Raw genomic sequence first — 13,461 nt, forward strand, 5'->3', positions numbered from 1 at the left:
AGTCAAGGCTAGCGTTCCAACAGGAGCCTCGTCGCGCACTCTCACGCGCACCGCGGGTAGGATGAGGGCACGATAATCAACGTAGAGGAGTGACGCTGTGAGCGCCTTTCCCATGCCCGAACCTCAGTCAATGAAGCCACAGAGGGGAGGGAACAACACTGACCGTCCGCGTTTGGGCCCAATGACTCTGACGCTGCTGATTCTGGTTGGAATTGGCGCGATCATCTATGCGGCCTCAGTCGTATGGACCGAGATCCTCTGGTTCCGCCAGATGCATTCAGTGCGTATCGTGCTGACCCAATGGATTGCTCACGCCGGCCTCTTCGTCTTTGGTTTCCTTGTCGCGGCCGGCCTGATTCTCTGGTCGCTCAACTACGCGTATAAGCACCGCGAAGCCTCCACGCGAGGTCAAGCGTCCGCAACCCTTCGCGAATACCAGAAGGCACTGGACCCGGTTCGTCGTATCGCGTTCTGGGTGGTCGCACTGTTCCTCGGTTTCACGAACGGTGCCAATCTCGCGAATGATTGGCAGACGGTTCTGCAATTCGTGAATCAGACGCCCTTCGGGAAGACGGATCCTCAGTTTGGTTTCGATATCGCCTTCTTCGTCTTCACAATGCCGATGCTGAACCTAGTCGTCGGATTCCTGCTGAAAATCTCGATCCTCTGCTTGATTGCAGCATTCGTTGTCTCCTACGTGTACGGCACCGTTCGCCTGCTTCCGCGTCCTCACGCGTCAAAGCCCGCTCGTCTACAGACGGGAGTCTTCGCTGCACTGGTTTCTTTCTTCATTGGAGCGAACTATTGGCTCGGCCGCTATGACCTGCTTACTCAAGACGGCGCCAATATTGATGGCGCCCTCTACTCCGACATTCACGCAACGCTTCCAGCTCATTCGATCCTGGCCGTTATCTCGTTCCTGATAGCTCTGCTTTTCCTTGTCGCAGCGTTCAGGGGCTCCTGGCGTCTGCCCACGATCGGTGTCGCCGTGACCGTGATTTCTGGCGTCATCATTGGTGGCGCGTACCCCGCGCTCATCCAGCAGTTCCGCGTCACCCCGAACGAACGAGCCCTGGAATCTGAATACATTCAGCACAACATTGATGCCACCCTCGCAGCATACGGCCTCGATGATCTGGAATACACCAACTACGACGCCGCAACCAGCGCTCAGCCCGGACAGTTGCGCGAAGACTCTGAATCAACGTCGCAGATTCGTCTGCTTGACCCGCAGGTGATCACGAAGACCGTCCAGCAACTGCAACAGTCGCGTCCCTACTACGGTTTCGATTCGGGAATGTCCGTGGACCGTTACACGGTCGGTGATGAGCGTCGAGACACGGTCATCGCAGTGCGCGAAATGAACCTCGCCGGTTTGTCTGCGGAACAACAGACCTGGGTGAATACGCACACCGTATATACGCACGGCTACGGTGTTGTCGCCGCCTACGGTAATTCGCTGAACTCTGATGGCCTGCCCTCATACTGGGAGCAGTCGGTGCCCTCAGTCGGCGAAATGGGGGAGTATGAAGAACGCGTTTACTTCTCCCCGAACGCCCCCTATTACTCGATCGTCGGTGCTCCGGAGGGTAGCGATCCGCAAGAACTCGACTACCCGGATGACAACGTCCAAGGCGGTCAGGTTGCCACAACCTTCACTGGCGACGGTGGCCCAAGCGTCGGCAACGTTTGGAACAAGCTCCTCTACTCGATCAAGTTTGGTTCCACCGACATCTTCTTCTCGTCTCAGACCAACTCTGCTTCGCAGATCCTCTACAACCGTGATCCGTTGGACCGCGTCGCAAAGGTTGCCCCGTTCCTGACTTTGGAACAGGAAGCCTACCCGGCTGTCGTCGACATGGATGGGGATCCGTCAACCGAGAAGCGCCTGGTTTGGATCGTTGATGCCTACACGACAACAGACTCCTACCCCTACTCGCAACACCAGTCCCTGTCCAGCTCAACCGTTGACTCCCGATCCTCGCAGGTTGGCGAATATGTGCGCGCAGAGACGATTAACTACATGCGCAACTCAGTGAAGGCTGTCGTTGACGCATACGACGGGTCCGTTCACCTCTACCAGTGGGATCAGGAAGACCCGATCCTCTCGACGTGGATGAAGATCTACCCGGGTCGTGTTGAACCCCTGAGTGGAATCAGCGGTGACTTGATGAGTCACATGCGCTACCCGGAGGACATGTTTAAGGTCCAGCGTGAGCTTCTTACCAGCTACCACGTCACCAATGCATCCGACTTTTACGCCGGTGGTGACCGTTGGCGCCTCGCCGAAGAAACATCAACCGCAGTGTCCGCATCCTCGAACGCATCGCAGTCGGGCGGAGTTTCTTCCGGAGTGACGGCTCAGCCTGCCTATTACCTGACAATGCAGATGCCGACCCAGGAAACCGCGGAGTTCTCACTGACCTCCGTGTTTGTTCCCGGTGGTGAATCCAAACGTGAAGCAATGGCAGGCTTCCTCGCCGTCGACTCAGAGACAGGGAACGAGGCCGGAAAGATCCGCGATGGGTATGGAAAGCTCCGGTTGCTAGCCTTGCCGTCATCGACTACCGTGCCCGGCCCAGGCCAGGTGCAGAACGCATACGACTCGAATGAGACTATCGCGCGCCAGCTCAACTTGTTGAATCAAGCGGATTCGCAGGTTATTCGAGGCAATCTCTTGACTCTGCCCGTTGGTGGCGGTCTGCTTTACGTCCAGCCTGTCTACGTCCAGGGCACCGGCTCAGCGTCCTACCCGGTTCTGCGTTCAGTCCTGACTGCCTTCGGTAATCAGGTCGGTTTCGCGCCGACTCTAGAAGAATCCTTGGATCAGACCTTCGGCGGTGACTCGGCCGCGACAGTCGCGAACAACGCAGGTGGAGAAACCGCAGAAGGTGACGATACTTCAAACACCGTCACCCAAACTGCTCAACAGCGCTTGAATCAAGCACTGACCGACGCCTCAGCGGCCATGCAAGCCGGCCAAACAGCCTTGAGTAGCGGAGATTGGAGTGCGTACGGCGAATCCCAGAAGAAGCTCAATGACGCATTGGCGCGAGCCCTTGCCGCACAAGAAGAACTTGGACAGTCCACTGGCGTCACATCCGGCTCCACCGATACGCCACAATCCGGTTCGACCCTCGGCTCTCCGGGCGCTGACGCAACGCAGTCAAACGGCTGATCTTCCCCGCGCACTCAGCCCTATCCTTGACGAAACCCGGGCGGTGAGCTTCTACGAGACGAAGCTCACCGCCCTCCGTTTGAAGCTCTGTCGCGAGCACGCTAGGGTAGTAACTACCGACGCGGGGTGGAGCAGTTCGGTAGCTCGCCGGGCTCATAACCCGGAGGTCGCAGGTTCAAATCCTGTCCCCGCTACCAGAAAAGCCCGGTATCTCAACGAAAAGTCGCTGAGATGCCGGGCTTTGTTTTGTCTCGATGAGGCCGATTCCCTAGGTTATTCCCTATCTTTTGGCTTATAAGCCTGATATGAGCGGGGACGGAATAGCGCACAAGAACATCATCGATTTTCTGCTCGAATGGCGCTAGACAGACAAAGGTTGCCCTCCAGTTTGGCGGGGCAGCCTTTTATTGACTAGAGCTTAACTCACGTGAGGTTCGCAAAGAACTTATCCCATGGCATTTCCAGTGGATGATCCTCTTCAACAACCGAGTAGAGGAAGCGGCAGAGCGGGAAGTCCTCTTCCTTGATCACACCACGCTTTGTCAGCGCACGCAGTGCCTTACCAACCACCGAAATGGCGGCAACGCCCTCCAGCGTCACGCCCTTCATGTGGACGCTACGCACCTCAGAGAACGGCACGCCCTGGCCGACAAAAGTGCCGGCCTTCACGTTGCGTCCGCCCATGGAGGTGACGAACATGTCGCCAACGCCACCCAGACCGATGCCTGTATTCGGATCGCCGCCCATTAGCTTGATGAACTGGATCAGCTCCTTAGCGCCCTGTGCAAACACCGCCGAGGAGTAGTTGTACATGACGTACTTGTCGTTCTCCTTGCCTGCCGCCTCAAGCATGCCCTTGGCGAAGCCGGCAGCGAACGCGTAGATGTTCTTGGTTGCAGCGCCGGTCTCGTGGCCGACGAAATCCAGAGATGTCCACACGTGGTAGTAATCCGTACGGAACATGTCAGCCAGATAATCCAGATCGTCCTGATCGTGGCCACAGAACACGACGCAAGTGTCGTGATGAACGGCAACCTCGCCAGCAATCGACGGGCCAACAATCGCGTTCCAAGAAACCTGATCTACAAGTTCCTTGGGTAGCGCGTTCTGGATAATGGTTGGCAGCAGATGCAAGGTGCCGTCCTCGTCTGCGCGCATGCCCTTAGTCACGCAAAGTAGCTTCTGACCCGGCTTCAGCAGGATCTTGAACTGCTCGGCGATCCACTCGATACCGAACGAGTTAACGCCACACATGACGACGTCGGCACCCTCGAACGCCTCGGCGGCGTCCTCAAGCTGGTAAGCCTTGATGCTCTCGTTGACCTTCAGGCCAAGATTCGGGTGCACCCCGGTCTTCTGGATTGAATCGATGATCTCGCGGTCAAGATGCGTGCCGACAAGGCGAACCTCGTGGCCGTTCTCAGTGACCGGGAACGATAGAGCGGTGGCCATAATTCCACTACCCAAAACAACCATCGTTGCCATAACAAATCCTTGCTATTGATTGAAGCTTTAGTTCTGGCCGTAGACGTTTTGGTAGCGCTTCCAGAGCTTGTCGATGGCATCGGACTCAACCGGCACCGCCCCGCCCAAGGAATTAGCGATCGCCACGGTCTTGGCGACCTCCTCCACCATCACCGCCGCCTTCACGGCTGCGGTTGCCTCCTGGCCCACAGTGAAGGGGCCGTGGTTTGCCATCAGCACGGCTGGGGAACGCGAAGACTTGAGCGTCTCGACGATTCCCCTGCCAATCGAGTCGTCACCGATGATCGCGAACGGCCCAACAGGGATCTCACCGCCGAACTCGTCGGCGATCATGGTCAGCACGCACGAGATGGGCTTGCGCACGGCAGAAAAAGCGGTGGCGTACGGCGAGTGCGTGTGTACAACCCCGCCCACCTCGCTCATGTGGCGGTAGACATATGCGTGAGCGGCAGTGTCCGACGACGGGTTCAGACCCTTCGAGGTGTCGTCGTCGATCTTGTTGCCGTCAAGGTCGCAGACCACCATCTTGCCGGGCTCTAGCTCGTCGTAGCGGACACCCGAAGGCTTGATGACGAACAGGTCCTCGCCCTCAACGCGCTCGGAGACATTGCCCGCCGTCCATACAACCAACTGGTTTGCCGGCAGTTCGGCGTGTAGCTTTGCCACCTTCTCGCGAGTCCACTGAATGCGGTCGCGGATATCGGACGAAAAATCAGAAATGTGCATTTACTACTTCTTTTCCTTCTGCTCGCTCTGGAATGCTTTCATCCTTGCCATGATGTCGGTCTCGCCACGCCCGAAGTGATCGTGCAGTTCCTTGTAGAAGCTGAAGACCACGTCGTACTCCTTGGAGCTGGGCTCGTTCGGCTTGTACTTGTACTGCTCGGTCTGGGACATTGCCTCAGCAGCTTCGAATACCGATGGGTAGATACCGGCGGCAGTGGCAGCGAAGACGCAAGCACCCAAGGAGCCAGTCTGCGGAGCCGTCGAAATCGTGATTGGCTTGCGGGTGATGTCCGCGAGCATCTGCATGTAGAACTCGTTCTTCAGCAGACCACCTGCGGCAACAATCTCGTCGATCTTGACGCCGTACTGCTCAAAGTTTTCGATAATCACGCGCGCACCGAAGCAGGTCGACTCGAGTAGTGCTCGGTAGATCTCTTCTGGTTTTGTAACTAGGGTCAAGCCCATGATCGTGCCCGAAAGGCGCGAGTCAGAAAGAATTGAACGGTTGCCGTTATGCCAATCCAGCGCGATTAGACCGTGTTCGCCAATCTTCTGCTGCATGGCTAGTTCGCCGAGCAGCTCGTGGACGGAAACGCCCTTCTCCTTGGCGAGATCCTCGTACCTTACAGGGATGCAGTTCTCGGTGTACCACGCGAAAATGTCGCCAACTGCCGTCTGGCCTGCCTCGTAACCCCAAGCACCATCGACAGCACCGCCGTCGACAATTCCGAAGACGCCAGGAACCTCGTGTAGCTCCTTATCGTTAACTACGTAGCAGCTGGAGGTGCCCATGATGGCGGTCAACTGACCAGGCTTGACGGCGTTAGCACCAGCAACAACAACGTGCGCGTCAATATTGCCAGAAGCGACTGCAATTCCTTCAGGCAGTCCCAGAATTGCTGCAGGTTCGCTATGCAAACCACCAACTTTGGCTCCCAGCGGCAGGATCGGGCCAGACATCTTGTCCTCGAAAACAGTACCGAAGCCCTTAGAAACCGATTCCAGGTATTCCTGCGAAGGGTAATGGCCATCCTGGTACATGCGCTTGTAGCCTGAGTCGCCAGCCGCGTAAGTCAATTTTCCTGTCAGCTTCCAGGTCAGCCAGTCCATCAAGTTGACGAAGTAAGAAGCTCCGTCGTAAACATCGCGGGCCTTCTCGTAGGTCTCCAGAACCTTCGGCAGCAGCAGCTCGGAAGAAAGGACTCCACCGTAACGGGCCAGCCAAGGCTCGTTACGCTCCTTAGCAACGGCAACCAGACGGTCTGCCTGTTCCTGCGCACCGTGATGCTTCCACAGCTTGATCCAAGAATGCGGATTATTCGCATACTTGGGCTTCTTGCAAAGCGGCACGCCGTATTTATCCGTTACCAAGATGGTTGCCGACGTGCAGTCCACGCCAATTCCGACCACACGAGTGGGATCGATTCCGGCGTCCTTGACGGCTCCAATAACTACACGGCGAAGAACGTACTCATAATCGCCCGGATCCTGCAACGCGTAGCCAGGTGGCAGCGCCTGACCATCAGCACTATCCAGCGTCTCGTCCATGACGCCGTGCGGATACTCGGCAACAGCAGTGCCAAGCATTTCACCATTGTCTGCGCGAACCACAACAGCACGCCCAGATAGTGTTCCAAAGTCAATACCGACTAGATACTTAGTTTCTGGCATCTTCGCTTTTCCGTACTCGGTTCCTCAATACGAGGAGTTTTTGCTAGTTAACAAAGCGATGACCCAGCCCCTCCTTGAACTGAATCACTGATACTTTGCAACTTTACACGAAACTGCTTTCACCATAGCTTGGTCTTCAATCTAAAAGTTAAAAGACAGATCCCCGACCCCACCCTCGCCTCGCGATTTTTCAGCGTCCGGTAGTAAATCAGTGAGCCATGCCAGGCTCTCGCGTAGTGCTCTTGTGCGCCGCGCATAAGCCCTGAGTGATTTGGGGCGGCATGAACGCCCTAGTCCTGGCTTATGTCGGACTGCCATGTGGCCGAAACCGTCGGCCACGGTGACGCTCGCCAAAATCGCGAGACTACCAACGAGTCTTTTTAGTTAAGTTCGGTCAGCCAGTTCAGCTGCTGGATTTTCGTATCCAGAAGGCGGTATTTCTTGGCCGCCTCCTCGGCCTGGGCGCGTAGCTTGGGCATGTCCACGGAAGAGGCGTAACGCACCTCGGAGCGCGAATAGACGTCTTGACGGGTGCTTGCCGCATCGGCCGTCTCGGCGAGCAGACGCAAAAGCCGCCCAGCAGGATTTGATTTCGGCTAATGCCGCCAAAGTTCAGGCTGACGAAGCAGTGCAGAGGGCAACTACGGCAAGCAAAGAAGCGGCCGAGGCCCAGGGCAAAGCAGAACAGGCAGTTAAAGAAGCTCAGGCAAAAGTTGATGCCACTTAAGGAGAGAGCGACGAGATCGTCTGGGCAGAACTCCACCACACCACCCCATGGAACCCCACCCCGAACTAACCCATCAACACAATTTGTCCTATAAGCCCGATTCCCTAGGTTATTCCCTACCTTTCACTGGGGTCGGGAGTCGTGGCGTCCGGGCCGAGGACTGCACGCAGGATGAGGGCGTTGTCGTGGTGGTGACTGAGGGTGTGGTCTCGGTAATAACCGGGACAGCGTACCCTGCATGTGTGCGCCGTACCCGAAAATCGGCTACCCGGGGCGACCTCCGTCTACTTGGAGGTCAAGATGTCTTGTTCCGTCGTTTCTGTGGTTCGTCCCCGCGCGTGGGTTGGATGTCTCGGGTGTTATAACGCTGGTCGTCTCGTGGGGCGATGGGAAGCCTCTTCAGAGAACAAATAATGGATGGTGTTGGCGAGTTGGAAGGTATCGGATTCTTGGCACACTTAAGGACGAGGTGCGTGAGATCCATATTGTGCGCGCGAGTCATCGCCAGGATGTCTATAAGAATCTGCCGAAGCTATAGCAACGAAGCTATAGCAACTGTTCAATAGAGGCCGAAGGGGTCGTGGCCTCGTCAATCAGAAACGAGAACCACACCCAACTGGCTGAACGTCGCTGGTGTCGACTTCTGGCCGAGCAGGTCAGAGTCTGACATCAGCGTTAGGCTCACTCGTCGGCGGCGCTCGGGTGCGTCATGTCAACCGGAACAACCCAGGCATCGAACTCAGCGTCGGTGACAAAGCCGAGCTCCAAGGCGGACTCGCGCAGCGACAGGCCCTTGTGGTGAGCATTCTTCGCAATCTTCGATGCCTTGTCGTAGCCGATGTGGCGGTTGAGAGCGGTCACCTGCATGAGGTTGATGTCCAAGTTGTGCTGGATCTTCTCGTAGTTCGGTTCGATGCCGTATGCGCAGTTCGTGTCGAAGGAAACGCACGCATCGCCGAGCAGGCGGATGGACTCCAGAACGTTCCATGCCATGACCGGCTTAAAAACGTTCAACTGGAAGTTGCCCTGCGAGCCAGCGAAACCGACGGTTGCGTCATTGCCGAAGACCTGAACGGCGACCATGGTCATGGCCTCGCACTGGGTTGGGTTGACCTTGCCGGGCATGATGGACGAACCGGGCTCGTTCTCGGGAATGATCAGTTCGCCGATGCCGTTACGCGGGCCAGAAGCGTACCAACGGACGTCATTGGCGATCTTCATCAGGGCATCAGCCAGGACACGCAGGGCACCGGAGACCAGGACCAGTGCGTCGTGTGCGCCAAGGGCTGCGAACAGGTTGTCTGCCTGCTTGAACTCAATGCCGGTTTCCTCGGAAATCTTCGTGGCGCAGAGCTTGCCGAATGCCGGGTGGGCATTCAGGCCGGTGCCGACCGCGGTGCCACCGATGGCGAGCTCGCGTGCACGTGAATCTGCGTAGCGGATGCCGTCGAGGGCGAAATCAATCTGAGCAACCCAGCCGGAAATGACCTGACCAAGGGTGATCGGGGTGGCGTCCTGCAGATGGGTGCGACCGACCATGACGATGTCTTTGAAGTCTTCAGCCTTCTTGGCCAGGGTGTCGCGTAGCTGCATGACGCGCGGGTACATGGCCTGCAATTCGCAGACGACTGCGATGTGCATGGCGGTGGGGAAGGTGTCGTTCGAGGATTGCCCACGGTTCACGTGATCGTTCGGGTGAACGGGGGTCTTGGTGCCCATCTCGCCACCGGCGAGTTCGATGGCGCGGTTGGAGATGACCTCGTTGGAGTTCATGTTCGACTGCGTACCAGAACCGGTCTGGAAAACAACCAGCGGGAAGTGATCGTCGAGTTTGCCTTCGATGACTTCGTCGCCGGCCTTGGCGATCAGGTCGGCGATCTCCTGGGGGAGTTCGCCGAGCTCAGCATTGGCTAGTGCAGCAGACTTCTTCAAGACACCCAGAGCGTGAACCATGGGACGGCCCCACACGAAAGTGTTACGGCCGATGTCGAAGTTGTGCAGGGAACGCTCGGTCTGGGCGCCCCAGTAGCGGTCGGTGGCGACCTCGACGGTGCCCATTGAGTCAGATTCAGTGCGCGTTGTTGTCATGTGGGTTGTTCTCCTTTGAAGAAACGTACCGCTTCAGGTTAGGCGAACCTAATGGGTTTGTGCTACCCGAAGACGCGAGTGGAACCATGCAAAACTGACAGAAAGTGCGACGAGAGTCAGGGCTAGGACGAAAGGAACAATCGGGTGCCATCCGTAGAGTGCAGTTGCACTCACCGGAGCAAAAATCCAGGTGACGGCGCCGGTCGCGTTGATGATGCCAGCAACGCCCCCCTGTTCTTCGTCGCTGACTGCCAGCGAGGCACCCGCGCTAAAGCCTGGGCTTGCCAGACCGCTGGACGCGCCGAGCACGAAGGTGGCGACTGTGATGATCGGTCCGTGGGACGCAAACGTCAGTGTCGCTAGCGCGATAAAGCCCAAGGTCATGCCGGTGCGTAGCAGAATAACCGGCGGAAGAGACAGCCGTGGGACGACGAGGAGCTGCATGAGCATCGCGCCGGCAGCATTCGCCAGTAGCATCAATGCCGTCATGGAGACCGCGTGCGCTGGGTCAAGATGCAGGCGATCCTGAACAATGAAGCCCATCGTGATCTGAACGACGCCACTGGCAAAGAAAATACCGAAGATGCCGGTAATCCACGGCAGGATGCGCGAGTCATTCCACTTCACGCGAGGGGGAAGCACCACGGGTTCCGGGGTCTCCTCGTCCGGGTCCTTGGTGGCAGGCGCATCCTTTGGCACTGCAACAAGCGCGATGATCAGCGCGATCGCGATGAACCACGGCGTGGCGTGCACGGGCGCGTAAATCCACCACGTGCCAAGCGCCGACGAAATCAGGGAGCCGATCATGATCGATAGGTTGATTGCTCCAGAGAACGCTGACATACCACGCACACGCGACGCTTCGTCAGGAGTGTTCTCAGCAATGAGAGCTTGTCCGGTCGGCGGAATCGCTGCGACTGCGGAGCCGAAGAAGGGGCCTCGTGCCAGCAGAATGATCGAGGCAGTCAAAACCGTGCCGGCGATACCGGCTGCGCGCAGAGCGACAACGCCGGAGAACAACGTGCCCGCAATGAATGCGAGGAAGAGGGCGGTCAGCAGAACTCGCCTGCGTCCCCACGCGATCGAGCGACGACCCCAGAACTGGCTGAGCATCGCAACCGCAACTGCTGCCAGCGATACCGCGGCGCCGACGATCCATTCCGGAATACTCATCGCCCTCGCCAGAGGCGCGATCGACACGTTGATCATGTTCTGCGCCGTGTACGTAAACAGGGCGATCGCAAGTAGTGCGCGCAGTGTTGGGTGGGCAAGCACCGACGAGGCTCTGGGTTTTTTAGTTGACGAGGCTACCACCACGTTTTCAATCTCTTCTTCTGGTTCTAGCGTCGAACGTAGGTCGTAACCTTCCAGCGGGCGTCGCCAGACTTGTCGTTCCATTCAGAATCGGAGCGCTGAGGGTCAACGGCCCACACGGTCGGGTCAATTGCCGGCGCATGAACCAGTGGAGTATCAGGATTCGAGGCCTCAATATCAAGGTCAAGGTCGGTGACAACCAGTTCATCTACCAGATCCATCGTCTGGGCATACAGATGTGCTCCACCGGTGATCCAAATGTAGGGAGCCTCGTCTGCTTCAGCCTTGTCCTGCGCGTGCTTTAGGGCAGCCTCGATGGAATACACCAAGTCGATACCGTCGGCCTCGTACAGGTGTGAACGCGTAATCACAATGTTGGTTCGTCCCGGCAGTGGAGTGCCCAGTGCCTCGAAGGAACGACGTCCCATGATGATCGGGCATCCCAACGTGGAAGCCTTGAAATGTGCGAAGTCTGCGGGCACGTGCCACATCATCGACGTTCCAGTTCCAAGAACGCCATTCTTGTCCTGCGCCCAGATCGAAGCAACGGTTGTCATACTGCCACCGGAGCCTTAATCGTCGGATGGTGTTCGTAGCCTTCAACGATCACGTCATCGAAGGTGTAGTCGAACATTGACGGAGCCTTATTCAGCTTCAAAGTCGGGAACTCGTAAGGTGTGCGCGACAGCTGTTCAGTCACCTGTTCCACGTGGTTGGAGTAGATATGGCAGTCGCCGCCGGTCCAGATGAATTCGCCCACCTCAAGGCCTGCCTGCTGAGCAAACATGTGAGTGAGAAGCGAATAGGACGCGATATTAAACGGAACACCGAGGAACATGTCGGCGCTGCGCTGGTAGAGCTGCAGGGACAGGCGACCGTCGGCAACGTAGAGCTGGAAGAATGCGTGGCAGGGTTCCAGCGCCATCTTCTCTAGTTCACCCACGTTCCATGCGGACACGATCATGCGCCTGGAATCAGGGTTTGTCTTCAACGTTTCAAGAACCGAAGAAATCTGATCGATCGTCTGGCCCTGAGCGGTGCCCCATTTGCGCCACTGCACTCCGTAGACCGGGCCGAGATCGCCGTTCTCATCCGCCCATTCGTTCCAAATACGGATGCCGTTTTCCTGAAGCCAGTGCACGTTCGAATCGCCGGAAAGGAACCAGAGAAGCTCGCCGACAACCGACTTCAGATGAACGCGCTTCGTCGTGATCAGCGGGAATCCCCTGGACAGGTCGTAGCGAAGCTGGCCACCAAACAGGGAACGCGTGCCTGTACCGGTGCGATCCCCTTTGAGAGTTCCCTCTTCCATAATCCGCGCAAGCAGATCCTCATACTGACGATCAATAGTCACAGTCAGTTGTCTCCTTAAAGGTCATCACCATATCTTGTTGCTTCCTATTGTCTGTCTTTTAACGTGCAACGGAAAGTGCGCAGGCCAGCTGCTTGTCCTTATTATCGCGTGCGTACTGTCGCACAGGCGACGACACCATGGGTAGATCAGCCAAAAATGATGGTGAAGTCAGTCGAGGACGCTTGCCTTATCATCCATCGGCAGTGCCAGGTGAGCGAAAGCATCAGACTTTTGTGCATCGCCATTCAATGAAACATCAATAATGCGAGTGTGCGAGAAATCAGCGGGAGGCGTTCCCAGCGCAATCTCCAGCCCCTCGATCGTCTTATTCGCCAATGCTGCGCCGGCCTTCCATCCGACGACCGCGCCGATTCCGAAGGGGACTAAACGTCCGACAGAAGACAGTGCAGCGTGTTTTGCAAGCTTACGCTTCGCCCACTTGACCATCATCTGATTGAACTGGGTCGCTGCCTGAGAACGAATGTCAACAAAGGAAGACGCGAACCACGATGCTGCCTGAATACCGACGGTTGCCGTGATTGCTTCAGCCCCTTCTTGCCCCGTAATTGCAGCCAATACCAGCGCGTTACGCTTCGCGGGATCCTTCACGTCAATCCCGTACAGGTGCGCGACGACCATGCAGTGGTGTGCGGCTTCAGTCAGGAACGTGCCGAATTGCAGACCGGAGGCACCAAGGCTGAGCGCAGTGCCAATTCCGGGCCACGCTGAGAAAGCCCCGGCAGCCCCAGACTCACGTTTCACGCGCGCTTTGAAACGCTGGTTGGCAATCTCAACCAGTTCGTTGGGGGTCGCTCCCGGGTGAGTATCGCGCAGTTTTTGCGCACTACGGGCAGTCGACGCATAGGGCACATCAAGCGCGCGCTGCCACACATCGACTGCCCGGTGACGCACAGACAT

At 57.3% G+C, this 13,461-nt stretch carries 11 protein-coding genes and 1 tRNA gene; 3 read left to right on the forward strand and 9 right to left on the reverse strand.

The features are described from left to right. The first annotated feature begins 130 nt into the window (after positions 1-130). A complete protein-coding gene (locus QP503_RS08610; protein WP_181002131.1) occupies positions 131-3,178 on the forward strand; it encodes a UPF0182 family membrane protein in 3,048 nt (1,015 codons plus the stop codon). A gap of 120 nt (positions 3,179-3,298) precedes the next feature. Next, positions 3,299-3,375 (forward strand) — tRNA-Met (locus QP503_RS08615). A 226-nt stretch (positions 3,376-3,601) separates the two neighbouring features. Here QP503_RS08615 and QP503_RS08620 read toward each other — a convergent pair. From QP503_RS08620 to QP503_RS08880, 4 genes are all read right to left on the reverse strand, one after another. Then, the gene (locus tag QP503_RS08620; protein ID WP_103632406.1) at positions 3,602-4,663 is read right to left on the reverse strand and encodes an NAD(P)H-dependent glycerol-3-phosphate dehydrogenase; all 1,062 of its coding nucleotides are present in this window, start codon (positions 4,661-4,663) and stop codon (positions 3,602-3,604) included. Positions 4,664-4,690: 27 nt separating this feature from the next. After that, entirely contained in the window at positions 4,691-5,389 is a 699-nt protein-coding gene (locus QP503_RS08625; protein WP_285101622.1) for an L-ribulose-5-phosphate 4-epimerase, read from the reverse strand. Between the two features lie 3 nt (positions 5,390-5,392). Continuing rightward, positions 5,393-7,060 carry a ribulokinase gene (locus QP503_RS08630; protein ID WP_103632408.1) on the reverse strand — a complete coding sequence of 556 codons (1,668 nt, stop codon included), beginning with the start codon at positions 7,058-7,060 and terminating at the stop codon, positions 5,393-5,395. A gap of 380 nt (positions 7,061-7,440) precedes the next feature. Then, positions 7,441-7,629, reverse strand: coding sequence for a DIP1984 family protein (locus tag QP503_RS08880; RefSeq protein ID WP_181002126.1), 189 nt, complete (start codon positions 7,627-7,629; stop codon positions 7,441-7,443). Between QP503_RS08880 and QP503_RS08635 the strand changes: the two genes are divergently transcribed. Then, complete coding sequence (locus QP503_RS08635; RefSeq protein WP_285069768.1) at positions 7,596-7,787, forward strand: hypothetical protein; 192 nt, start codon at positions 7,596-7,598, stop codon at positions 7,785-7,787. The genes QP503_RS08880 and QP503_RS08635 overlap by 34 nt on opposite strands. Positions 7,788-8,468: 681 nt before the next feature. Here QP503_RS08635 and fumC read toward each other — a convergent pair. From fumC to QP503_RS08660, 5 genes are all read right to left on the reverse strand, one after another. Further along, complete coding sequence (gene fumC / locus QP503_RS08640; RefSeq protein WP_103632409.1) at positions 8,469-9,875, reverse strand: class II fumarate hydratase; 1,407 nt, start codon at positions 9,873-9,875, stop codon at positions 8,469-8,471. A 48-nt stretch (positions 9,876-9,923) separates the two neighbouring features. Beyond that, on the reverse strand, positions 9,924-11,150 hold the full coding sequence (locus tag QP503_RS08645) for an MFS transporter (RefSeq protein WP_285101628.1): 1,227 nt from the start codon (positions 11,148-11,150) through the stop codon (positions 9,924-9,926). A gap of 65 nt (positions 11,151-11,215) precedes the next feature. Then, positions 11,216-11,746 carry a dihydrofolate reductase gene (locus QP503_RS08650; RefSeq protein ID WP_103632411.1) on the reverse strand — a complete coding sequence of 177 codons (531 nt, stop codon included), beginning with the start codon at positions 11,744-11,746 and terminating at the stop codon, positions 11,216-11,218. Beyond that, positions 11,743-12,501, reverse strand: a complete 759-nt coding sequence (locus QP503_RS08655) for a thymidylate synthase (RefSeq protein WP_218840569.1) — start codon at positions 12,499-12,501, stop codon at positions 11,743-11,745. Before QP503_RS08655 ends, QP503_RS08650 begins: the two co-directional genes overlap by 4 nt. A gap of 210 nt (positions 12,502-12,711) precedes the next feature. Then, positions 12,712-13,461 (reverse strand): hypothetical protein, encoded by a 750-nt coding sequence (locus tag QP503_RS08660; RefSeq protein WP_006681819.1) that lies wholly within the window; start codon positions 13,459-13,461, stop codon positions 12,712-12,714.

The organism is Pauljensenia sp. UMB0895 (assembly GCF_030218905.1).
GTDB classification, from domain to species: domain Bacteria; phylum Actinomycetota; class Actinomycetes; order Actinomycetales; family Actinomycetaceae; genus Pauljensenia; species Pauljensenia turicensis_A.

What these genes read in the sequence shown, in the direction of transcription:
- QP503_RS08625 (WP_285101622.1), bottom strand. Translation starts at nt 5,389, where the DNA reads ATGCACATTTCTGATTTTTCGTCCGATATCCGCGACCGCATTCAGTGG.
- QP503_RS08650 (WP_103632411.1), bottom strand. Translation starts at nt 11,746, where the DNA reads ATGACAACCGTTGCTTCGATCTGGGCGCAGGACAAGAATGGCGTTCTT.
- QP503_RS08660 (WP_006681819.1), bottom strand. Translation starts at nt 13,461, where the DNA reads ATGTCTGTGCGTCACCGGGCAGTCGATGTGTGGCAGCGCGCGCTTGAT.
- QP503_RS08620 (WP_103632406.1), bottom strand. Translation starts at nt 4,663, where the DNA reads ATGGCAACGATGGTTGTTTTGGGTAGTGGAATTATGGCCACCGCTCTA.
- QP503_RS08610 (WP_181002131.1), top strand. Translation starts at nt 131, where the DNA reads ATGAAGCCACAGAGGGGAGGGAACAACACTGACCGTCCGCGTTTGGGC.
- QP503_RS08655 (WP_218840569.1), bottom strand. Translation starts at nt 12,501, where the DNA reads ATGGAAGAGGGAACTCTCAAAGGGGATCGCACCGGTACAGGCACGCGT.
- fumC (WP_103632409.1), bottom strand. Translation starts at nt 9,875, where the DNA reads ATGACAACAACGCGCACTGAATCTGACTCAATGGGCACCGTCGAGGTC.
- QP503_RS08630 (WP_103632408.1), bottom strand. Translation starts at nt 7,060, where the DNA reads ATGCCAGAAACTAAGTATCTAGTCGGTATTGACTTTGGAACACTATCT.